This window comes from Paenibacillus wynnii (assembly GCF_030812855.1).
In the GTDB taxonomy this organism is placed as follows: Bacteria; Bacillota; Bacilli; order Paenibacillales; family Paenibacillaceae; genus Paenibacillus_AQ; species Paenibacillus_AQ wynnii_A.
Genome location: NZ_JAUSTK010000005.1, coordinates 1 through 23,692 on the forward strand (window position 1 = coordinate 1; position 23,692 = coordinate 23,692).

19 protein-coding genes and 2 pseudogenes are annotated in these 23,692 nt (G+C 45.2%); 16 read left to right on the top strand and 5 right to left on the bottom strand.

Features of this window, described 5'->3' with window-relative positions:
* The 5 genes from J2T20_RS06655 to J2T20_RS06675 all read left to right on the top strand — a co-directional run.
* On the top strand, nt 1-820 hold an 820-nt coding region (locus J2T20_RS06655; protein ID WP_307586788.1), incomplete at its 5' end, for a BclA C-terminal domain-containing protein.
* Between the two features lie 174 nt (nt 821-994).
* Complete coding sequence (locus J2T20_RS06660) at nt 995-1,717, top strand: SAM-dependent methyltransferase (RefSeq protein WP_307586790.1); 723 nt, start codon at nt 995-997, stop codon at nt 1,715-1,717.
* 594 nt (nt 1,718-2,311) lie between these two features.
* A complete protein-coding gene (locus tag J2T20_RS06665) occupies nt 2,312-3,208 on the top strand; it encodes an EFR1 family ferrodoxin (protein WP_307586791.1) in 897 nt (298 codons plus the stop codon).
* 45 nt (nt 3,209-3,253) lie between these two features.
* Nucleotides 3,254-3,874, top strand: coding sequence for a hypothetical protein (locus J2T20_RS06670; protein ID WP_307586792.1), 621 nt, complete (start codon nt 3,254-3,256; stop codon nt 3,872-3,874).
* A 102-nt stretch (nt 3,875-3,976) separates the two neighbouring features.
* Entirely contained in the window at nt 3,977-6,166 is a 2,190-nt protein-coding gene (locus J2T20_RS06675; RefSeq protein WP_307586794.1) for an alpha-galactosidase, read from the top strand.
* A gap of 103 nt (nt 6,167-6,269) precedes the next feature.
* On the opposite strand, the gene J2T20_RS06680 is transcribed toward J2T20_RS06675, so the two are convergent.
* A complete protein-coding gene (locus J2T20_RS06680; RefSeq protein ID WP_307586796.1) occupies nt 6,270-6,893 on the bottom strand; it encodes a nitroreductase family protein in 624 nt (207 codons plus the stop codon).
* A gap of 291 nt (nt 6,894-7,184) precedes the next feature.
* Here J2T20_RS06680 and J2T20_RS06685 point away from each other — a divergent pair, with 291 nt between their 5' ends.
* The 7 genes and pseudogenes from J2T20_RS06685 (at nt 7,185) to J2T20_RS06715 (ending at nt 12,773) form a co-directional block, all read left to right on the top strand.
* Nucleotides 7,185-8,003: a DUF2785 domain-containing protein gene (locus J2T20_RS06685; RefSeq protein WP_373457769.1), complete on the top strand. Its 819-nt coding sequence runs from the start codon at nt 7,185-7,187 to the stop codon at nt 8,001-8,003.
* A 78-nt stretch (nt 8,004-8,081) separates the two neighbouring features.
* Nucleotides 8,082-8,711, top strand: coding sequence for an SGNH/GDSL hydrolase family protein (locus tag J2T20_RS06690; protein WP_307586800.1), 630 nt, complete (start codon nt 8,082-8,084; stop codon nt 8,709-8,711).
* 50 nt (nt 8,712-8,761) lie between these two features.
* Nucleotides 8,762-9,222: pseudogene (locus J2T20_RS06695) on the top strand (IS256 family transposase); the annotation flags it as partial.
* 1,017 nt (nt 9,223-10,239) lie between these two features.
* Nucleotides 10,240-10,677, top strand: coding sequence for a hypothetical protein (locus J2T20_RS06700; RefSeq protein WP_307586801.1), 438 nt, complete (start codon nt 10,240-10,242; stop codon nt 10,675-10,677).
* A gap of 58 nt (nt 10,678-10,735) precedes the next feature.
* Nucleotides 10,736-11,491: a type I methionyl aminopeptidase gene (gene map / locus J2T20_RS06705; RefSeq protein ID WP_307586802.1), complete on the top strand. Its 756-nt coding sequence runs from the start codon at nt 10,736-10,738 to the stop codon at nt 11,489-11,491.
* A 23-nt stretch (nt 11,492-11,514) separates the two neighbouring features.
* The gene (locus J2T20_RS06710) at nt 11,515-12,330 is read left to right on the top strand and encodes a hypothetical protein (protein WP_307586804.1); all 816 of its coding nucleotides are present in this window, start codon (nt 11,515-11,517) and stop codon (nt 12,328-12,330) included.
* Between the two features lie 20 nt (nt 12,331-12,350).
* Nucleotides 12,351-12,773, top strand: a complete 423-nt coding sequence (locus J2T20_RS06715; RefSeq protein WP_307586806.1) for an Rrf2 family transcriptional regulator — start codon at nt 12,351-12,353, stop codon at nt 12,771-12,773.
* On the opposite strand, the gene J2T20_RS06720 is transcribed toward J2T20_RS06715, so the two are convergent.
* Both J2T20_RS06720 and J2T20_RS06725 read right to left on the bottom strand, forming a co-directional pair.
* A complete protein-coding gene (locus tag J2T20_RS06720) occupies nt 12,770-16,912 on the bottom strand; it encodes a bifunctional nitrate reductase/sulfite reductase flavoprotein subunit alpha (protein WP_307586808.1) in 4,143 nt (1,380 codons plus the stop codon). The genes J2T20_RS06715 and J2T20_RS06720 overlap by 4 nt on opposite strands.
* A 45-nt stretch (nt 16,913-16,957) precedes the next feature.
* Entirely contained in the window at nt 16,958-18,190 is a 1,233-nt protein-coding gene (locus tag J2T20_RS06725) for a nitrate/nitrite transporter (RefSeq protein ID WP_307586810.1), read from the bottom strand.
* A gap of 547 nt (nt 18,191-18,737) precedes the next feature.
* On the opposite strand from J2T20_RS06725, the gene J2T20_RS06730 reads away from it, so the two are divergent.
* A complete protein-coding gene (locus J2T20_RS06730) occupies nt 18,738-19,619 on the top strand; it encodes a VOC family protein (RefSeq protein ID WP_307586812.1) in 882 nt (293 codons plus the stop codon).
* A 607-nt stretch (nt 19,620-20,226) separates the two neighbouring features.
* A pseudogene (locus J2T20_RS06735) lies at nt 20,227-20,592 on the top strand (NAD(P)-dependent oxidoreductase); the annotation flags it as partial.
* Between the two features lie 69 nt (nt 20,593-20,661).
* Here the strand turns inward: J2T20_RS06735 and J2T20_RS06740 are convergent.
* Complete coding sequence (locus J2T20_RS06740; protein ID WP_307586814.1) at nt 20,662-21,426, bottom strand: MBL fold metallo-hydrolase; 765 nt, start codon at nt 21,424-21,426, stop codon at nt 20,662-20,664.
* Nucleotides 21,427-21,629: 203 nt separating this feature from the next.
* Here J2T20_RS06740 and J2T20_RS06745 point away from each other — a divergent pair, with 203 nt between their 5' ends.
* Nucleotides 21,630-22,160 (top strand): GNAT family N-acetyltransferase, encoded by a 531-nt coding sequence (locus J2T20_RS06745; protein WP_307586816.1) that lies wholly within the window; start codon nt 21,630-21,632, stop codon nt 22,158-22,160.
* 161 nt (nt 22,161-22,321) lie between these two features.
* On the top strand, nt 22,322-23,179 hold the full coding sequence (locus J2T20_RS06750; protein ID WP_307586818.1) for a DegV family protein: 858 nt from the start codon (nt 22,322-22,324) through the stop codon (nt 23,177-23,179).
* 81 nt (nt 23,180-23,260) lie between these two features.
* Here the strand turns inward: J2T20_RS06750 and J2T20_RS06755 are convergent, their stop codons facing one another.
* A complete protein-coding gene (locus J2T20_RS06755) occupies nt 23,261-23,683 on the bottom strand; it encodes a threonine/serine exporter family protein (RefSeq protein WP_307586819.1) in 423 nt (140 codons plus the stop codon).
* Between the last annotated feature and the right edge of the window lie 9 nt (nt 23,684-23,692).

A 23,692-nucleotide genomic window follows, 5' to 3' on the forward strand; every position in this document is an offset into this window, starting at 1 on the left:
TGGGATCGCAGGCCCTCCAGGTCCTGTAGGTCCGGCGGGACCTAACGGACCTGCTGGCGCCATAGGACCCGCAGGTCCTGCAGGTCCCGCGGGAGCCGTCGGACCCGGTGGGATTGCAGGCCCTCCAGGTCCTGCAGGTCCCGCGGGAGTCATCGGACCCGGTGGGATTGCAGGCCCTCCAGGTCCTGTAGGTCCGGCGGGACCTAACGGACCTGCTGGCGCCATAGGACCCGCAGGTCCTGCAGGTCCCGCGGGAGTCGTCGGACCCGGTGGGATTGCAGGCCCTCCAGGTCCTGCAGGTCCAGCAGGAGTAGCAGGACCAGCGGGTGTAGCAGGACCTAGCGGGGCTACTGGATCTTCAGGACCCGCAGGTGCCACAGGTGCTGCCGGAGCAACTGGAGCAGCAGGTGGATTATCCCAGTTTGGGTACATTTATAACTTGGCATCCCGAGTAGTTCCCATTGAGGCTGATGTGATTTTTGATACGAACGGTATTCTTACACCTGGAATAACACATGCACCGGGCACTACTGAATTAATGGTTACCGATGCGGGTATTTATGAGCTTAATTTTTCAGTATCGGGAGTAGAACCTAACCAATTCGCATTATTTTTGAATGGGGCACTTGTAGCTGGAACGATATATGGTTCAGGAGCTGGTACTCAACAAAATACGGGGCAGGCTATAATTGCCCTGGCATCCGGGGATGTGCTGACCTTGCGGAACCATAGCTCGTCTGCAGCGGTTACCCTACAGTCTTTGGCTGGAGGAACCCAGGCAAACGTAAATGCTTCAATTGTTATAAAAAGACTAAGTTAATCTCCGTGTAATTATACTTACAATATTTTTAGAGAAAGACCCTTCCGAAGCATTCTCGTAAGGGTCTTTCATATTTTTGATGTATAGAATCTGTACCCTGTTCCTGAAGAGTAAAGATATGGTATGCTTTGTAAAATCTCAGATGAGACAGGAACTTAAGAGAGGTGAGATCTTATGAGTGGTGAAGAGCCTAAGTTGGATTTAGACCGGATCGTGTTCATTGGAAGAACTTTTGATGAATATATGCGGATGTTTGATCTGTTGCCGGAAGAATTGGCAGGACGAAGAATACTCGATTGTCCGGCGGGTGCCTGTTCATTCACAGCTAAGGCCAATACTCTGGGCGCTGACGTAACCGCGGTTGACATTGCTTATTACCATACTCCGGCGAAGCTGGCCCAAAAGGGCTTACAGGATATAGAACATGCTATGCATCAGTTGGATAAGGTGCAGGATAACTTTGTATGGGAGTATTTTAAGTCGATTGACGGCTTACGAAAGGTAAGAATAGAAGCACTAACGGACAGCACACAGGATCGAACGTCTGTTTCAAACCGCTATATTCCAGCAGTACTGCCTGAGCTGCCATTCCGTGATCAAGAATTCGAATTGACGCTATCGGCGCATTTCTTATTTATGTACGGGGATCGTTTGGATTATGATTTTCATATGCAAACCCTTCAGGAACTGATGCGTGTAACGAAGGAAGAAATTCGCATTTTTCCTTTAGTGAATTTATCCAGTCAGAGATATGAACATTTAGACCCTTTAATTGAGTATATGGTTAGTCAGGGGTGGACTGCTGAAGAAATAAAGGTTCCTTATGAATTTCAAAAGGGAGCCAATCACATGTTGAGAATTAGAAGGATGAATGCAGCAGATCATTCGGGGGCTTGATATGAAAATAGGAGGGCACACGTAAAACCCCTATTATTGATAACCTCATCAATAGTAGGGGTTTACGCTGTAATCACTATACCCATGTTCTTCTCAGACTCCTTATCCTATCCTTAGCACTCTTTCGATAGAAATCGTCCGAGGTGGCAAAACTGCTGCCTATCCTATCCGATAAATTTCGTCGTTTCATCTTCTTTTTACGATTGGGTTGATTATTCATCATTTAAGCTTTAAGAAGCTCATACCATTTCGTTAGAAAGATGAATTGAAATCTTTACCGTTAGGATAAAAGATATAGTATCAATCTCTAGGACTTCTGCTACTAAAGATTACTTACCGAATAAATTGTACCTTCGACAAGCTTTCCTTCTAGTAGAGTATTTATCCTTGAGTTGATAGTTAAACTATAACCCGAATGCCCGAAATAGTAAAAACGCAAATAGTTCAAATTTGGAGAAGTTTTCGGCCCATTCCTTTTGTAAGCGCTTTATATCTTCGGATTTCTTTGTTTTTCATAAAAAACAATCTCACAGCAGGCCAAGATTATCAATGGATATAATGCTTAATATAGAAAACACTTGCGGAGGGGATAGAATGCAGAATCGGAAAGCAGCTATCTTTTATTTCTCGGGTACAGGTAATACGGAGATCATTGCCAAACGCATAGCGGATGCATTAGAACGAAAGGATCAAAGGCCGGATCTGTTTAGAATTGAGAACATTCTTAAGGGTCAGCAATCTGAAGACTATGAAGCATACGGTCTTATCGGAATAGGTCATCCTGTCCTTGGATTCGGTGCCTCCGGTATTGTCGAACGTTTTGTAGAGCAATTACCTGATAGCGGCGGGACACCTACTTTTGTGTTCAAGACTGCCTCCTCCCCGCACTACGTTAATCATGGTGCTTCGAACACGGTCATTCGGAGCTTGCGAAATAAAGGATATGATACCTTTCATAATTCCATCTTTGCGATGCCCTGCAATTTTTTTATGAAGTATGATGATCGGTTGAATAAACAGCTCTACGAGACAGCGCTGCATAAGGTGGAAATCTTAGCAGAGGAAGTCCTGAGTCGAACGCCAAGAGTATTACGGATCCATCCAGTTCTTGAGAAAGCTCTTAAGATGGTATATTACTTTGAAGACACCCATGGAGGCAAGGCTTTTGCAAAAGGATTGAAGACTACATCCTCTTGTACACTATGTCTGAAATGTGTTAGAGACTGTCCTACATCTAATATTGCAGAAGGTAAAGAAGGGCTCTCCTTTGGACAAGAATGCATTTGGTGCATGCGTTGTATCTATTCATGTCCTCACAAAGCCATTCAAGCGACAAAGATTCGCTCCTGCGTAGTTGAGCCTTACACTGGCGGCCCAGCTCTGCATAAATTATTAGAAGATCCCGATAATGACGGTCAATTTGTAAATGAACGATCCACAGGGTATTATAAGCATTTTATCGACTACATAAAGCAAGATGATAGCGTATAACTAGCGGTAACCTATTACTTGATTACGAGAGATGGAGGAACACAGTTGAACCTGTATCAAATGAAAGCTGATCCTTATGGTGTTGGGTATATCTCGAAGTTTCTCGATGATAACTTTGTTAGCATAGAACTTCGTGGAGTAGGAAATTTGGAGAACGTTGATGAAGCGGAAGTGATGGAAAGATTAGTGACAGCCTACGGGTCTAAGGACAAAGTTCTGAAGGGCCAGCTAGAGACAGTTAAACTTTTTGTACATTTAATGCAGGATGGGGATTATATATTGGTTGCGGATGAAGATACGGCTCATTTGGGCGATCTTGGGGATTATTTCTATGATGATTTGTCAGACACGCCGGCTAATGGTCTGTGTCATCGCAGGGGTGTGACTTGGTTAACCCGAATTCCGCGTGCTGAACTAAATATAGAGGTGCAGGAGCTTCTGGCTCAGCCGGAGATGATAACTCAATTTCAGCATCCAATAGCCAGTGCGCAATTAAATAAATGGAGTTCAAACCTCTTGGAGAGTCCGCCGGTTTCCAGGACATCAGTGTATGTAGATGATAAGACTATCGCTGAAGCACTAGAGGTTCTGAAGAAGGCTCTGCACAGTGATGACGTTGAGCGTAGGGAACGGGCAGCTATTGCTATTTTGCAGTATGTTAAATAATGTGGGATTTTTAGTGAAATTGTTGGAGTGAAAATGAAGCGATTTCATTATATAATGAAATTTGTATGGAAAATTGCAGAATGATAGAAAGCGGAGGGTATCATGGGAATTCAATATAACTCTAAGGAACGTATCTTTCATCTACAAAGTAAAGAAACCAGCTATGTTATTCAGCTTCTCCATGTCGGAATACCAGTACATGTATATTGGGGTAGAAAAATCCGATCAGGAGGACTGTCCTCCATCCTGCAACGGGCAGAAAGATGCTCATTTTCTCCAAGTCCTTTTCCGGAAGATATGACGATCTCCTATGATACTATACCGCAGGAATATCCTGCTTACGGCGTTGGAGATTTCCGTCACCCCGCCTATCAGATCCAAGCCGAGAACGGAACTACTGCCTCTGAAGCTATTTACGATAAGCACCGCATATACAAAGGGAAACCAACGCTTGAAGGACTTCCTTCTACTTATGCTGAGCATGAGGATGAAGCAGAGACGCTGGAGTTGGAGCTGTTCGATGCTACGGCAGGGATGCGTATTATTTTATCCTATACTGTGTTTAATGAATTGAATGCAATCACTCGTTCTGTTCGATTTGTGAATGAAGGAACGGACTCCCTGAAGTTGCTACGTGGTCTTAGTATGAGCATCGATTTCCGTGATTCTAACTACGATTTGCTTCATTTGTCGGGCTCGTGGGCACGGGAAAGATATATGGAAAGAAGAGCACTGGCTTCAGGAATGCAGGGAGTTGAAAGCCGCAGAGGGGCTAGCAGTCATGGACATAATCCGTTTGTAGCACTTCTCTCTAAAGGTGCAGATGAAGATCATGGTGATGTATACGGGGTAAGTCTTGTATATAGCGGCAATTTCTCCGCGCAAGTAGAGGTGGAACCGTATCAAACTGCCCGTCTGTCGATCGGAATTAACCCATTTGATTTCAACTGGCTGCTTGAAGCGGGACAGTCATTCCAGACTCCAGAAGCCGTACTGGTATTCTCGTCTGACGGAATCGGCTCTATGTCCAGAACCTATCATAAATTGTATCGTACCCGCCTATGCCGCGGCACCTTCCGTGATCAGACTCGTCCAGTCTTGGTTAACAACTGGGAAGCGACTTATTTTGACTTTAACGCTGAAAAAATTGAGGGTATTGCCCGGGCCGGCAGTGAGCTTGGCTTGGAGTTATTTGTTCTCGACGATGGCTGGTTTGGTCACAGGGATGATGACAAAACTTCACTGGGTGACTGGTTCGTGGACCCTAAGAAACTGCCGGACGGATTGGATGATTTGGCACGGCGGGTGAACAACCTGGACATGCAGTTCGGTCTTTGGTTCGAGCCTGAGATGATTTCACCGGATAGTGAGCTGTACCGCCAGCACCCCGATTGGTGCTTGCATGTCCCTAACCGCCGCAGAACGGTAGGCCGGATGCAGCTTGTTCTTGACTTCTCGCGTGAGGATGTATGTCAGGCTATTGGGGATCGTATTGCCGATGTTCTGCGCAGCGCACCGATCACTTATGTGAAATGGGATATGAACCGGAATATGACGGAGATTGGTTCGGCATTGTTGCCTTCAGAAAGACAACGGGAGACAGCTCATCGTTATATTTTAGGTCTCTACGGTGTGCTTGAACGCATCACTTCTGAATTCCCTAATGTGTTATTCGAGAGCTGTTCGGGAGGCGGGGGCCGTTTTGATCCGGGCATGCTGTATTATATGCCGCAAACGTGGACAAGTGATAATACGGATGCAATCAGCCGACTGAAAATTCAGTATGGTACAAGTATTGTTTATCCGCTAAGCTCCATGGGCAGTCATGTATCGGCTATACCGAACCATCAGGTTCATCGTAATACTTCCCTTGAGCTGCGGGGCCATATCGCAATGTCCGGAAATTTCGGGTATGAGTTGGACTTAACGAAGTTCTCGGAAGAGGATAAAGAAATCGTACGCGGACAGGTAGCTCTATATAAAGAACTCCGTAGCCTTGTTCAATTCGGTGATCAATATCGACTTCTTAGTCCATTTGAAGGCAATGAAACCTCTTGGCTAATTGTCTCAGAAGATAAGTCGGAAGCCGTAGTCGTGTATGCCCGGGTACTGGCGGAGCCCAACGATCCATTGCATTATTTGCGTCTTAAGGGTCTCGATCCGGAAGCTGATTATGAGTGGGTTGAAGGAGGAGGCGTCTACGGTGGAGATCACTTGATGTATGCCGGACTTCCGCTCCCGAATCTTCACGGGGACTTCCAAAGTGTACTGTGGCGGTTCAAAAGGGTATAAGTAAAACTGTAGTGAAACCAGGGAACGAACAAACCTCCCTTTAAAATGTAAAAGAAGCTGTCCGGCATATGCGCCGGACAGCTTCTTTGTGTTCTTTTACTTCTTATACCCCTATAAATTCTACGAATTCATTCACAGGCTTGCGGTATCCGCGGGGTCTGATCTTATGTTGGTTATCTTTGCCGATGGTGATAAGCATGATAGGAACAAGATTCTCAGGCAACTGTAGAGTCGCCTTGATGGCTTCCGGATCGAAGCCGATCATCGGGCAAGTATCCCAGCCTTTATCCTTAGCAATGAGCATGAACTGCATGGCAGAGAGGGAAGCATTACGGATGGCATCTTCACGCTGGAAGGTGTCATTTCCTATGTAGGCGTTGTTAATGGATTCGATGGTTTGATCATATTGCTCCTCTGTCATGGCTCCGAGCATCTTAAGTCCACCATATATTTCAGGCGCTTGCAGATAAGCATACTTATCCCCGAGTACTACAATGACCGCAGAGGCTGAATGGATTTTATATTGGCCGTAAGCTCCGTTCCGAATCTCTTCTTTTAAATTCTCGTCAGCGATGACTTTATAATGGGTATGTTGAAGATTATATGCCGAGGGTGCTAGCCGTGCTTGTGAGAACATTTCTTCCAGCTCACTAAGTGGGATCTTGATGCCCTCCACAAAATTATTAGCGGATCTGCGGGATTGAACTAGATCTGTAAAAGTACTCATACTAATGACCTCCAGGTTTATTTTTGTGGTTAATAATAATCAATAAGTGAACTTAATAAATAAACTTACATTTAGTTACTAACTCAAGATAACACAGTTATATTAGAACGTCAATGATAAAATTTATACTGTTTGCAGAGTAAGTCGAAAGCATTAATGTATGTTTTATTTTTTAGAAGGATAGATAATTGGGAATTATTACATGGCAAATAAAGTAAAATTATTTAAACTAAAGAAGTGATATAGATTATTAAAGGGGAGAGTAACTTGATAGTCTCTAGAGGACGATTGTTGATTGATTTGCAAAGAATAGAAGCGAATAATTATCACCTGAACGAAGGTGAAATCATGTGGGATTATGTGAATTTGATGTTGCAATATATCGGGGATCCACAGTCCGAATTACGTGACGAGCTTATTTATCCGACCTTCTACAAATGGATCATTGAACAACAGCAGTTTAGTGAGGTGGAGCTTCGTTCCATTCTTTCTGTTCTGCTTGATGAGCAGCATCTGTTTTACCATATCGGCAGTGAGGGAGACTCAACTGTATTTACTAGGACGTTTACTGTGCTTGTGGTTACTTTAATTTTACAACGGCACATTCTGCAACCTTTTTTAGTTCAAACGGAATTTAGTCATGTGAAGAACTCCTTGCTCCGATACTATCAAGAGGAAAAAGATCTACGGGGCTATTTGACTGAAGGAGGTTGGGCACATGGTGCGGCGCATGGAGCGGATGCACTTGAAGAATTAGTGAAATGTAAAGAGAGCGATCCGGCTGTTCAGCTGGAGGTTCTGGCAGTTGTTAAAGGAATGCTATATAACGGATGGTATATGTTCAGTGACGAAGAGGATGAACGAATTGCCAGTATTGTGGATACGATTCTATTCCTTCAACTACTGCCGCACCCGATAATGGTAGAGTGGATAGGTCAGTTGGGAGATTGCTGCAGCTGGCCGCGGAGTCGGAGACAGTATATCACACGGGTGAATACGAAAAATTGCATGCGCAGTCTATATTTCAGATGTGTTCATAACAATGAGGCAAGTGTCTATATCGATCCGATACTGAAGTTGGAAAGGAAATTAAATAAATTTGCACAATAAGGGACAATGCGATGTTGGAGGTAACTTTGATATAATAGATGGGTTATTTCCAAGAGAATATTGAGGAGGACTCCATGTATGACTTTTAAGCCAAATGACGTTGTATTATTTCAAGGAGACAGTATTACGGATTGGGGACGTAATTATGAAGACGCTTCCTCCCTGGGTGTAGGTTATGCACTAATGGTTGCCGCGCGTATGGGGCATATGTATCCTGAGAAGAATCTTACTTTTATTAACCGCGGTATCGGCGGCAATCGTGCGGTGGATCTGCAAGAGCGCTGGGATAAGGATTGTCTGGATTTGAAACCGACGTGGGTATCCATATATATTGGAATTAACGATACCTGGCGCCGCATGGATTCCGGGGAGGAAACTACGGCGGAGCAGTTCGAAGCCACCTATCGGGATTTGATTGAGCGCACACGGGAAACTCTCGATGCCAAGCTGGTTCTTATTGAACCGTTTGTTCTTCCCGTGCCTGAGGATCGCAAAGGATGGCGTACGGATCTGGATCCTAAAATACATATCGTGCGCGAACTGGCACGTGAGTATGGTGCAGTGCTTGTTCCGCTTGACGGATTGTTTGCTGCGGCTTCTGTCAAAGCGGAGTCCTCCTATTGGGCACCAGACGGTGTTCATCCGTCTCCGGCAGGCCATGCCCTGATTGCTGATGCTTGGCTGAGAGCCGTTGGCGTAATCAGCTAAATAGACCTTGATGCTTCTCATAAACGTCAGCACTTCATGGAAACGAACAAGCCGGTGAGCGTAATAGCCGTAACGGTTATTACAAACGCAGTCTGCACACCAAGTACGGAAATCTGGAGGAGCTTCAGGTGCCTCGAGATCGTAACGGGGACTTTCAAACTCACATGTTTGAGCCGTACCAGCGGCGAGACGGCTGGCTGGAGAAGGCCGTCATTCAGATGTACAAAAGCGGGATAGGTACGCGAGATGTGGCCCGTTTTATTGAAAGTATGTTTGGCAGCCACTATTCCCCCTCTACCGTCAGCAACATCACTGCTACTGTGCTGGAGGATATCCAGCAGTGGCAAATGCGTCCCTTACAAAAACGTTACTCAGTGATCTACCTAGATGGTTTGTACGTGAAACTCAAGCGTAGTACGGTAGCGGTGAAGTCGTTTATTTTGCCATGGGTATCGACGAAGACGGACACCGTCAAATCCTTGGCTTCTATGTGGGCGGCCAAGAGAGTTCTACAACGAACGTTTTGCGGAACGAGTTATTCGCAGCTTTGGTGATCTAGAGGTCAAGAAGAAACTAAACGAGATGTTTGAAGCGCGATACCCGGTACAGGAAGGGCGGGAGGAAACAGCCTGATTCCCTTACTCTTTGGGGCGGGGTTCCCCCGCCCCAAAGAGTATCCACACCTACTAACAAACTCCCGGGAAAATTACTTCCTAATCTCTTACACAAACTTCTTGACGCTACCGAAAACTCGGAGGTAGTCCGTGAAATAGATGTATTTTACACACTTATTTCTAGCTTTTGGCGCTCGGATGTATGGATAGATGTACTTTGTGCAATTAAAAACACGAATATGCCGGTTAAACCCCGGAATACCAAAAAATAAGTGTATAAAGTGCAATTAAACACCCTAAAGTGTGTTAAGGGAGAAATATAAGTGTACGTTGTGCAACTATGTAAATTGAAACCCATGTAGGTAGACGAATTGCCGTAATTGTCGCGGATAACTGGGGAGATACTTCTACTTTCTTACACAAACTTCTTGACGCTACCCAATATAGATAACTTTGTTGAATTTATGGGGAAACTTTCCCTCTAAACTTTATTTTTTCACAGGGACAGAGTCCTAGCAGCAAACTGGATCTAAAACAAACTTGTATTTATCGTTTACTAGAGAACAATCTACCACATTTCCAAGGAGTAAATCTTAAGTACAATCAATATAATATATTTTTTATATATAATTAGGGAAGACTGAATCGTGCTCTGGTAGACGGTTCAGTCTTTTTATAATATAAAGTAATGAGTTCGCCTCACTCTTAAAATCAGAGTTTTATAATCGAACAGAGCGGAGGGTCGGAGGGATTCTGGAGAAACGGCAGCGATCGCTAGAACCCTCCGACCCGTAGCGGCTTGCTTCACAAATGATCATCGATTGATTTTAGTTTTGAACCATAAGCTTTAGCTTCTTAATTACGCACATTAGATTTATTAAGCTTCCCGGTGCTGTTATAATTACAGGGTTGATATGTATTCGGAGGTGGTTATCATCATCAGAAAATCCGTTTTATTTATTCTTATCCTCTGTATCCTAGCATTAAGCGGATGTCAGAACGGTATTGAATATATTAATGCAAATAAGGTGTCAGAGATTTTATTAATTTATCATGCCCTTAATCCTGAGAAGCTAGAGGCCCCCTTTGAGACCAGAACTCTCACAGATAAGGCGTCTATCAAAATAGTTGCTGCAGCCATGAATAAGAGCAAGAAGATGAATGGCGAGCTTGATTACGGTATTGAATTTAATATGAAGGTTATCTACAAGAATGGCAAAGCAGAGGATTATTATCTTACGTTAAGAAAAGACAAAGGGTATAGGGGATTACTTGTTTCTCCTGAACATAGTAGCCAAGGCTATTCCATTCCGGTGAAATACTCAGATAAGTTAAGGGAACTACTGTATTGATTGGCTGTAACATCCGATACGATATTGAACTACATAGTAATGAGAGGGAAGTGAGTTTATGATTTGCAATACACCCATAGATTTAGCAGGTCTTCAAGTCATAGGGAAAGTGGTAGGCTATACGATTGACGAGATGAAGAAGAAAGCAGCGCCAGGTATGACTACTGCGGAGCTCGATCAGTTTGGGGCAAAGATATTGGAGCAATTCGGCGCAATATCCGCTCCCAAGAAAACGTACGATTTCCCGGGAAGCACCTGCATCAGTGTTAATGAAGAGGTAGCCCATGGAATTCCGGGATCAAGAGTCATTGCAGCTGGAGATCTGATTAATATTGATGTATCTGCTGAACTAAATGGATACTTTGGGGATGCAGGGGAGTCATTTCAGCTTCCGCCCTACGATGATAAGATTCTGCACCTGTGCCGTAATACCGAAGAAACTATGATGAGCGTAATTAACCATCTTAGAGCAGGGATGAAGGTCAACGAGATCGGCAGAGTGATGGAACGGGAAGCCCGTAAAAGAGGCTATAACATTGTGCGGAACCTGTGCAGCCATGGAATTGGCAAATCATTGCACGAGAAGCCGTTTGAAATCCTGCCCTATTATAATTCACGTGAAACCACTGTATTGAAGGAGGGTCAAGTGATTACAATTGAACCTTTCTTATCTACCGGGGAAGATTATGTGCAGCAGCAGTCGGACGGATGGACACTCAGTGTATCGGATAACAGCCGGGTAGCGCAGTTTGAGCATACAATTATCGTTACGAAGGGTGCGCCAGTTATTCTGACTAGTGTAACTGAGGATTGAAACTAATCTAGGGGGAACCAAGCATGACTCCGCAAAAGAATGTGACAGTGCCGTTGGAACAATGGATAAACGACATCGCAGAGAGAGCTCAGCTTACTGATTATATGCTAAAAGAAAGCCATCTGCCTGGACCGAGGGCCAATCTGGAGTTGTCGGACAGTTTTACGAAATGCTGTGGCAAATTGGACCTAACAGATACAGCCTGGGAGCTGCTCCACTTTTGGGTAAACTCATCAGAGGAAGAGGTAGATACGAACGATCCTCGTGTGTTTCTGACTTTCTGTGCAGTTAGAGCCTCCGGCGCTTATTATGGGTATGCGGAGGAGGAACGGCAGAGTGTTATTCGGGGAATTTTGAAATCGGCAATGAATGATTCCAGATGGCGAATGCGCGAGGCAGCTGCGATGGGAATGCAGAGTATCGGGGAATATGATTTTACTCTCCTGTGCCAACTGTGGGATCGCTGGGGACCGGGAGCGACTCAGCTCGAACAGCGAGCCTTTGTTGCAGCATTAGCCCATCCACCGTTACTTAAGGTTCAAGACAATGCCTTGTATTGCCTAAACTTGGCGACAGAAATGATGGATCGACTAGCCGCCAATGCCGGAGTGAAGGGTGATCCAGAGCATTTTCGCGTACTGTCCAAAGGGTTGGAGTATAGTCTAAGTGTATTTGTTGCGAGTGAACCGGTGGCGGGTTTTGCCATGCTGCGCAAATTTGCTCAGAGCAGGGATGCTCGAGTCATCAAGATTGTGAAGAGTAATCTCGGTAAAGCGCGGCTTAGTAAAAAGTATGGCCCTCAGGTTGCTGAGATCCTCAATGTAATGAGCTTGCTCTAAGAAAATAAGGAGAGATTCCTATGAACATCAGCACTCGGTTTGCGGTTGCTATCCATATCTTAACGCTTCTGGATCAAAATAAAGAAGGCAAAAGTACCTCCGAATGGATTGCCGGCAGTGTAAATACAAATCCCGTCGTGATCAGACGTATTACGGGCATGCTGAAGGAAGCAGGTCTGGTTAATGTTCGCCCTGGAGTGGCAGGAGCCAAGCTTGCGCGCAGTTCAGCCGAGATTACTCTTCTCCAGATTTATAAGGCAGTTCATGCCGTAGAAGAGGATTCCTTGTTCTCTGTTCATGAGCACCCCAATCCGTCATGTCCGGTGGGTAAGAATATTGCCGGAGCTATTCTACCTGTATTCTCACTGGCGCAGAAAGCCATGGAGCATGTTCTTCACGAGGTTACCCTTGAGCAGATCGTGAATGAAATTCCCTCAAGTTAATAGACATCCCGTGAATATCTCTTCGATTGAGACATCTCTCTTACGTATCCTTCCGCCTCATCCGCGTTCATTCCACCATGCACTTGAATGACTTTTTTAAGTGCGGTATCGACCTCTTTGGCCATTCTATTGGCATCTCCACATACATAGAAGTGGGCACCTTCTGCGAGCCATGACCACAGTTCCGCTCCATGCTCAAGCATGCGGTGCTGAACATAGATTTTCTCGTCCTGATCCCGTGAAAAGGCGGTGTCCAGGCGATGAAGATAGCCGTCCTTCTGTATGGCGTCTAACTCCTCCTTGAAGTAGAAATCGCTATCCTCCCGCTGCTCTCCGAATATTAACCAGTTCCGGCCCTTGGCGCTTATGGCTTGGCGTTCTTGCAAGAAACCTCGGAAAGGCCCGACACCGGTACCCGGCCCGACCATAATCATCGGTACATCCGGATTTGCCGGTGGGCGGAAATGGGCGGATCTCTGAATAAAGATAGGAATTTCGGTATGATGCATCGCTTGATCTGCAAGGAACGTGGAGCATACACCCTTGCGTATTTTACCGTTATATTCATAGCGTACAGTCGACACGGTTACGTGAACCTCATCTGGATTCGCGTTGGGACTCGATGAAATAGAATACAGTCGGGGCTGCATAGGCTTGAGCATTGTTATGAAGTCCTGTGCACTGGCCGATACAGGGAACTCTTGAAGTAAATCAATTAATTGCCGTCCCCATAGCCATTTCTGCAACTGGTTTTTATTTTCTTTCTTGAGAAGATCACCTAATAAACTGCTGTTTGTATGCTCTTGAATGAACTGGAGCATCGCTGGTGTTATACGGGTAATGTCCAAATGCCGGAGCATCGCCTCATATAAAGGCGTTTCTCCATGCTCTTTTAGCGTAACCGTAACGGAAGGCTGTAATTGAGTGGCAGTTAAAAGCTCATCAATGAGCTCCGGGCAGTTGGACGGCCAGACCCCCAGTGCATCACCGGCTTCAAATTGTAAATCGGTGTCCTTGAGATTAAATACATAATGGCGTGTTTCTTTCTCCGAATTGTCTCTGCTAAGAAGTCGGTTGGTCAGAATTTGTGTGTGGAGCGGATGATCACGGTCATAACCGTTTTTTTTTGAGATTTCAGCTTCTTCTGTGGACTTTATAGGATCGAGTGCTTTCACCGCCACCGGTTGGCTTGCGGACTCGTCTAATGCCGTTTCAATAGCCATAATCCACGATTCCACCTGCTCCTCGAAATCCGTATCGCAATCGACACAATCATAGAACCGCTGTGCACCAAGCTGTTCCAGACGTGTATCCAGATTTCGCCCAAACCCGCAAAATTGATCAAAGTTGGAATCGCCGAAGGCGAGTACTGCATAATGCAGATTCGACAAACCGGGGGCATGATCTGTATTTAAAGAGCGCCAAAAGTATTCACCGTTATCTGGAGGATCCCCAGCGCCAAATGTGCTCGTCACGAATAGAACAAAGCGTTCTTGAGAAAGGTCAGTTAGTGGATACTCATTCATATTTACAAGTCGGGTATCATGCCCTGCGGACCGCAGCTTATGGGCACAGTCTTGGGCTGCATCTTCCGCATTGCCGGTTTGTGAGGCCCAAACAATGGTGACCGGTGTTTTTGCTGTTTTCTTAATTTGCGTAGACACAGTGGTTATTTCCGATGCAACAGGTTCAGGAAGATAAGTGCGGGAAAATAATCCTGCTAACAAGCCATCCAGCCAAATTCGCTTGGCGGGTTCAAGGGGGGCGGTAGGAGGCAGGACCGGAATGCCGGGTGATTGCAGCGATTCCTTGGTGCGCAGACTGGTTATGAGTCCGGAAACGTATATTTTTTCATGATCATTCAAAGTCAGTGGGGGATAGGATTCAATTCCAAGTATGCTGGCGAGCGTATCCATTTGCGCCATGTGCACGACCTCCTTTTGTTTGATAGCAGCTTCAACAGCGGGAATAGGGACTGCAACTTTATTAACTTCAGCTCTGACAATAGAGACGGAGCAGAATTTGAATTCGGGCTGAAAGGATATCGGATCGATCGCATCGCTCGTAACGTCATTTATGGCCAGATGGTTACCAAATACATCATTCCAATGGAAAGGTGCAAAGCAATTTCCGGGGCGTACTCGGTCGGTAACAACCGCCGGCAGGATCGCCAGACCTCGCCGAGATCTAATTTCCACAGGATCCTGGTTCAGTATGCCAAGCGCTGCTGCATCTTCGGCATGGATCTCGATGAAAGGGCCCGGGTTCAACTTATTAAGCTTTGGAATCTTTCCTGTTTTGGTCATCGTGTGCCATTGATGCTGTAAACGACCTGTGTTCAGCACCAAAGGATATTCGTTGTCCGGCATTTCATGAGGAGGTAAATAGGGGCGTGCCCAGAACATTCCCTTTCCACTTTCTGTGGGGAAAACGATTCGCGGACTGCTGCCATCTACATCTACTCTAAGGGTTTGGCTGAATCCATTATTCAAATAACGGATCGGATTTTGATTAGGACTGCCCGGAGCACAAGGCCATTGAATAGGCGCTTCACGTAATCGTTCGTAGGAAGCTCCCCGGATGTCATAGCCGCTCTTAGGATTCCAAGCCTGCTGAATTTCCAGATAGACTTCGGCCGAGGAGGCGTAGGAAAATCCAGAGGAGAAGCCCATTTCGCAGGCAACACGAGCGATAATCTGCCAGTCAGGCAAGGTTTCTCCAGGTGGCTCGACTGCTTTCTGCGCTAAGGTTAGATTGCGTTCGGAGTTAATCATAACCCCTTCACTTTCAGACCATAATGCTCCGGGCAGCATAATATCGGCATACGAATTTGTTTCTGTTTCGAAGAATGCATCCTGCGTTATGACCAGTTCAGCTTTCTGTAAACCTGCGATGACGTTTTTACGATTGGGTACGGTGGCAACCGGGTTTGTGCAAATAATCCAGCAGGCTTTGATATCTCCGGCTTGCATACTTTCGAACATGGAAATAGTGCCGGACCCCACTTCAGTCCTGAGAGTACCTTGAGGTACACTCCATAGATCTTCTATAAATCTACGATCGGCTTCAACCAATACGGAACGTTGTCCGGGTAAGCCGGGCCCCATATAGCCCATCTCTCTGCCCCCCATGGCATTGGGTTGACCTGTGAGTGAGAAGGGGCCGCTTCCTGGGCGGCATATTTTCCCTGTAGCCAGATGTAGGTTGCAGATGGCATTGGTATGCCAAGTGCCGTGAGTGCTTTGGTTCAGCCCCATGGTCCAGCAAGACATCCACTCTGGAGACTCGCCGATCCATAGTGCTGCCTGACGAATATCGGCCTCAGCAAGGCCGGTGATTTCAGCCACCTTATCTGGAGTGTAATCCTCCAGCAAGGCAGCCATGTTCTCCCAACCTGAAGTGAATTGGGCAATAAAATCCGGGTCCGTATGACCGTTCTTAACTAATAAATGCAAGATGCCATTCAGCAGGGCTAGATCTGTACCTGGCTTGATCTGCAAATAGAGTGAGGCCTTATCTGCGGTAGTATTACGGCGCGGGTCCACGACGATCATCTTGGCACCGGCTTTAAGCCGATCCATAACCCGAAGGAACAGGATTGGATGACAGTCAGCCATATTTGCCCCGATAACAAAAAACAAATTCGTCTTTTCAATATCCTGATAGGAACCCGGAGGGCCATCAGATCCAAGAGAAAGCTTGTATCCGGTGCCCGCACTTGCCATGCATAACCTTGAATTGGATTCGATGTTGTTCGTACGAACGTAGCCCTTGGCCAGCTTGTTGATCAGATATTGTGCTTCGAGAGACATTTGACCGGATACATAAAAAGACAGTGCATCCGGGCCGTGCTTATCTAGAATGGCCCGTAGTCTTTGGGCAGTTTCGGAGATGGTTTCATCAATCCCGACTTTTATCGGCTTCTGCCCGCGAGCGTTGCGTCTGTACGCGTATTCCATTCGCCCTGATTCCGTGATGGCTTCAGCGCAGCTGCTCCCTTTGGTGCACAGTCTTCCGAAATTGGCAGGATGCTCTTTATCCCCGGTGACTTTAACTACGCGATTATCGGACACCTCGAGCACAATCCCGCAGCCAACACCACAATAGGGACAGACACTTTTTACTTTTTTTGTTGTCATGTGGATGCACCGCCTTGGTAGTGCTCAAGCACCGATTAAGTATTTTTAGAAATTAATTCCCGATTCCGTTGAGGCCCAGGACTTTTTCCATGAGCGAGTAACCGCAATGAAGATAAGTGTGGTTACTAGAACAATGCTACCCACAACTAGAAACCCAGTTACATGTGAGCCTGTCGATTCTTTTAAAGGACCCAGTATATATTTAGGAAGTAAATATCCTCCCAAGCCGCCGGCAGCACCCACGATTCCAGTTACAACGCCGATTTCCTTGGAAAAACGTTGAGGAACAATTTGGAACACCGATCCGTTACCCATCCCCAGGCAAGCCATCATAACACTTGTATAAATAAGCATAACCAGGAAAGAACTAGGCATCGTAGCAATCGCAAACGCACTTATTGTAATCACACTGTACAAAATACCCAAGAAGCGCATTCCGCCGATTTTATCTGCAATCCAACCGCCTACAGGTCTAAAGAAGCTGCCTGCGATGACTGTTATGGTCACCAAGTAACCTACCTGTACCTTGGTAATACCCCCAGGGTTTACGTTATCCCCGTACACATCATAGAAGAAAATGCTGAAGTAGCTGGCAAATCCAACAAAACCGCCGAAGGTAATTGCGTAGAAAATGGAGAACCACCAGGTTTCTGCAAATTTAAACACACTGAGGTAATCCTTCATAGTTTTAGGTGCAGGCGCATTAGGAGCATCCTTAGCGAGGATGGCATAGACGATAAGTACGATGACCAAAGGGATAATGGCGAGACCAAACACATTGTGCCATCCATAAGCTTCTGCTAATTGAGGTCCGAAAAAGGTAGCGAGTGCAGTACCGCTATTTCCTGCTCCGGCAATCCCCATCGCCAGACCTTGATATTGAGGAGGGTACCAGCGGCTGGCTAAGGAAAGCGAGACGGCAAAGCTCGCACCGGCAAAACCGAGTAAAAATCCAATGGATTGAATTTGGAGCAAGTTCGTTCCGCCTAACCAGCCCCAGAGCAGAGGGAGAATGGTAAGGATCATCCCAATAAGTCCTGCCTTTTTAGCACCGATACGATCTGCCAAGATCCCCATCGGTATCCGAAATACGGATCCACCCAGGATAGGAATGGCAACCATCGTTGCTTTCTGAGTATCTGACAAACCAAAATCCTTAGTAATGAAAAGGGATAAGGACCCACAAAGCACCCAAATCATAAAGCTTACATCAAAGTACAGAAAGGCTGACAACAAACTTGGAGAGTGACCTGCTTTACGAAAACTTTTTGCTTCCATTACAAAAACCCCCTTTAATAGTTGAACTGCCTAATTCTTTTCATGAAATACTTCAATAATCTCTGTAAATCCTCCATTCTTATCTTATTTCATCTCTGGGCGAAAAAAGGCCGACTAACAGAACCCGCATAATATGCGAATTAAGTGAATCGGCCTCATTGCCTATGCAGCTACGTCATCGTAACTGACTTTTATTAAGTTTTGAACCTCGGGCTCGCGGAGGACACATCATTGTGTCGTCGAGCTAATGAATCTTAACTGTTACTATAAATAGCTTTTTAGTTTGTGTCAATAAACATAACGTAAAAATTCTAAATAATTAAGTTTTAATCAAATATCGCCTGTATTTTAGCCTTTTATGTAACATAATATAACATTTGTCACAAAAACCATTTCGTTCTTTACAAACATAATGAAACCAGCTATACTTAAGAAAGTAAGTGTGTAACTGGAATGATTACAAGTTTAATGTTTAATTTATTAACAGTGAACAATACTGATTATCTATCTTTAGGATGTTCAAAGAAGATTAAGGGAGGATTTATGTATGAGTGGAACAACTACAACGCTGCACCAGGATGTCGAGATTGGTCTAGTGCAGATTAGAGTCAGCGAATTGGAGCGTTCACTGGATTTTTATCAAAATGTCGTAGGGCTGAAGGTTTTGCGGCAGAAGGGCCGGGAGGTCGAGATGACTGCGGATGGACAGAATGTTCTATTGATTCTGCGGGAAATTGAGAATGCGAAGGTGCTGCGCAGGAATTCGGTAGCCGGATTATATCATTTTGCTATTCTTGTTCCGGATCGTCCTAGTCTAGGGCTGGTATTGCGTAATTTGATCTCTTCGGGGATTCATGTAGGCCAAGGTGATCATCTGGTGAGTGAAGCGCTGTACATTCAGGATCCGGATAATAACGGGATTGAGATTTATCGTGACCGTCCAAGGGATTCCTGGAGACACGACGCTGAAGGGCATGTTGTCATGAGTACGGATCCGGTCGATGTGGATGGGCTGTTGGCAGCTTCCGAAGATCTCACATGGAGTGGTTTGCCTGCGGGAACCGTGATTGGGCATGTTCATTTTCACGTAGGAGATCTGGGCAAAGCCAAGAATTTCTATGTTGATTTGCTCGGCTTTGAACTGACTGCTTATTATGGAGACGCGGCAATGTTCATTTCGGCCGGAGGATATCATCACCATATCGGTCTTAATATTTGGGCCGGTCAAGGTGCACCTGCAGCCCCGGTAGATGCGGCGGGGATTGATTATTTCACCTTGCTGCTGCCAAGCGATGAAGAACGTTCAGCTGTAGTGGAACGAGTCCGCAAGGCTGGGTATACAGTGGATGAATTGGACGGCGTGCCGGTTCTTAGAGATCCGTGGAACATTGGAATTAAATTACTATATAGACTGAAAGCCCATCATTAACTTCCAACAGGTTCGTATTGATGCTTCTCATAAACGTAGTAACGTTAATTTTGGATACAAGGCGCTTGCTACCGCTCCTATGGTTTTCATATTACCTTTCGTTCCTTCTCGCTCTTTGATTTTTTTCTTCAGCCTATTCAGCTTATTTAGAAGGAATTTTTCCTACTAATTTAAGGATTCAAACCCTTTGGTGTTATTTAGAGGGAATCTTCCCCTCTAATATCAGGTTTTAGTACAATATAGATAATTTTATTGAATTTATAGGGATTTTTTCCCTCTATATGTTGATTAAACGGTTTTATTTATGATTTACAGGGAAGCTTTCCCTCTAAACTTTATTTATGACAGGTACAGAGTCCTCGTAGCAAACGGGTTCTAAAACAAACTTGTAATTATCAGTTACTAGAGAACAAACAAATCTGTGAGTGGTTCTCACCGCTTGGTCCTATATGAACTCCTAAACATCTTCGTAAGGCCACTCACGGTTGGAAACTCAAAGCCTAACATACTCCATAGTTACTACTACATTCCCAATTCCCAAGGAGTAAATCTTTAGTGCAATTTATATAGTTAAGCACTCGCTATAAAAATTAGGAGGGTACAGGGGATGGAAATTGCAGTTATTGGTGCCAGTGGGAAAGCGGGAAGTCGTATCGTTAAGGAAGCGTTGGATAGAGGTCATGAGGTAACAGCGATCGTACGGTCTTCATCTAAGGTTACTAACCCAAAAGCCAATGTGGTTGAGAAAGATGTGTTTGCTTTAACGTCTGAAGATTTGAAGGGTTTTGACGTTGAAGTAAATGCTTTTGCCGCTCCGATGGGGGAGGAACATCTGCATGTGGATGCCGGAAATATCCTTGTTGAAGCGCTAAGAAATCTACCCGGCACGAGACTGATTGTAGTTGGCGGAGCCGGAAGCTTATATGTGGATGAAGCGAAGACGCTGAAAGTAATCGATACACCAGGATTTCCTGACTTCGTGAATCCTGAATAAGATCAAGAGAGGCAGAGTCGGTTTGCGGCTTTGCCTCTTTTTAATATATTAACCTTCTGTATTCCCCTCTGAGGTCAGTTCGGTAATTCGTTTCTGTATATCTCCTTGGTACAGGCCGCCGTGATAGCAAATGACTGTCTTAATCTCATATTCGCTGAAATGGGTCAATGAAATTAGGGCTTCTTTCAGATTTGGGGTAGCTCTTGGGTCAGGTCCATACAACTCACCGTCCAGGACAGTTAATGCATCACCGGCTATAAGTGTCTGGCTCTCATGATGGTACAGGCTAAGATGGCCCGGGCTATGGCCAGGCGTATGAATGACTGTTATTCCACCTGCATAGGGCAGTCTATCCCTGTTCCCAATGGTGTTATCCACTCTTCCTTTGGGTGGGTTTGCGAGCAAGGATAGAAACGCCCGTCGCCATTCCTCAGGTACATGTGCTGGAATCATGGCTTCAGCAGCAGCCAGAGCCTCCGGTGTATGCTTTAGCAGCATTTTGTCACCTTGAATATAAGGCTGCTCGATTTCATGTGCCAGAACCGCAAGCTCCGAAGGGCCTTCTGTCAGGATAGAGGGCAGGCTTCCGATATGGTCCAAATCCTGATGGGTGATGATAATAGTGCGCAGCTTAGACCAAGGTACGTTAGCCTCTCTAAAAGCCTCCTTAAATTTTCCCAGCAGACCGGGGTAGCCGGTATCCACCAACACCGCTGAATTCTCATCCCAGAACAGGGTAGGATATAGGGTGTCACTTCCGCCCATGACCTGTACCGTTAGTTCCAACATTTCTATTCCTTTGGCAATATGCATTAGATCCCTCCGTTATGGCGGTAGTCTTGAGACAATGCATATCATACTGAATTCAATAATTTATTTCAATAGCAAAATTTTATATTATAACACAAATAAATATTTTTGTCAATAGATGAAATGAGCTTTGCCCCCGTTGAAATCTTTACGCTATAATAACGAAAATACATAGGGAATTGGAAACACTTCAAGGGGGATTAAGAATGAGCGATATAACCGTAACAACACTTTCATTTGCCGAAATTGAGGAAGAACATCTGCCGGAAGTGCTCGATATTTATAACTATTATGTGCTGAACACTACGGTTTCTTTTCACACGGAGCCCCTTAGCTTAACTGAGATGCGGCAAGCTATGCTGAATGGAGATCCAAGGTTCAAATCGTTCGCCGTCCTGCAAGGCGGTGAGATGCTGGGTTATGTGCTTATTACTCGCCACAAGAACAAACAAGCCTACGATACTTCTGGTGAAATCAGTGTGTATTTGAAACCGGGCTGTACGGGTAGAGGTATAGGGGAGAGTGCCCTGCATTTTATCGAAAAGAAAGCTGCCGAACTTGAATTTCATGTCCTGGTGGCTACCGTATGTTCGGAGAATGAACGAAGCCGTCAGCTGTTTCAGAGAAATGGGTATGAACAAAGTGCCTACTTTAAGGAAATTGGCAGCAAGTTCGGCAGAAGACTGGACATCGCCAGTTACCAAAAAATCATTGGAAACACGAGTTCCATAACATAAAACGCCCCCTGTTTCATAGGTATATTTGTCATATATAAACCGGTAAAATGTCGAAAAAAGTTCGTAAGAAGTCCGTGTTTTCCGTGTATTGACGCTGGTTTTCAGGTATACTTTATAAGATTCATCCAACTATTTTCCTCACGAAAGAGAGAAGTGACTCTATGAAACCTATCGCTTGGGTAACGGATAGCACCAGTACACTTGATCCCGAATTTGCCAGGAATAACCACGTGTACATTGTGCCGTTGCGTCTAATTGTTAACGATGAGAGCTACAAAGAAAATATAGAAATTACCCCTGAACAGTTCTATGATAAAATGCGTGAGCACGAAAAAGTGAGCAGTTCTCAGCCGCCAATTGGTGAGTTCATCGAATTGTACGAGCAGTTAAAGGGTGAATACGAAGAAATTATCGCTGTACACTGCTCATCAGAGCTTAGCGGTACATTTAGCACCTCTTTACAGGCTGCTGAGATCGCCGAAACTTCTATCGTTGGAATTGATTCCAAGGTTGGAGCTTATCCGATCCGGGAAATGATTATGCGGGGAATTCATTGGCATAACATGGGCTTTTCCGTGAATGAAATCAAAGAGAAGATTGAGAATATTATTCAAAATATGTCCTTTTACTTAATCCCTTCCAGCTTGACGCATCTTCACCGCGGTGGACGATTGTCCGGCTCTCAGCTGGTATTGGGCCAATTGCTGCGCATCAATCTGCTGCTGCGTTTTGACGAAGGTAAGGTTATTGTGGATGAGAAAATCCGGACGTTCAAGAAGACCAAGCAAAGACTGCTGGAGATTCTGAAAAAGGATCTGGAACTCATTAAAGATGTGTGCATTATGCATGCTAACAATATGGAAGAAGCCTTGAAGCTGGAAGAAGAAATCAAGGATATGGCTCCAACTTTACGCACAGAGATTATGACCTTTGTTCCTGTCGCAGGTATCCATGCGGGAGAAGGTACGTTAGCCTTATCCTGGATTAAGAATAACAGCATCAACAGTATACTGGCTTAAAAAAATGCCCGCCTGGCATAAGGACTACATCCTTGTGTGGGCGGACATTTTTTGTGAAGGACTCCTTATTTAGGGGAGCCTTTATTTGTTTTTTCGGCGAAACATTTGTCCGAGCACTTCACTCAGTACAAGACCTGTAGCGATAGCCCCGGAGAGTAATAAAGCCTGCGTGGCAATTTGTACAGCTTGGGTATTATCGTTCTCCACGAACTTCCGCATAGCGTCATAAGCCATACCGCCCGGTACAAGTGGAATAATGCCGCCAACACTGAAAATGATGACAGGCATTTTGAAAGAACGGGCAAAAATTTGGCTGATAACACCCACAACGACCGTAGCGCCGAAAGTGGCGATGACGGCTTCCCACTCCTGATCCAGCTGTAGATAAACCATCCATCCCACCATACCGGCAATTCCGCATTGTAGCAGTGCGCGCTTAGGAGCATTGAACAGAATGCAGAACGTAGCAGCGGCGATAAAACTGGTTATAAGTTGCAAAATCATGAACGACTA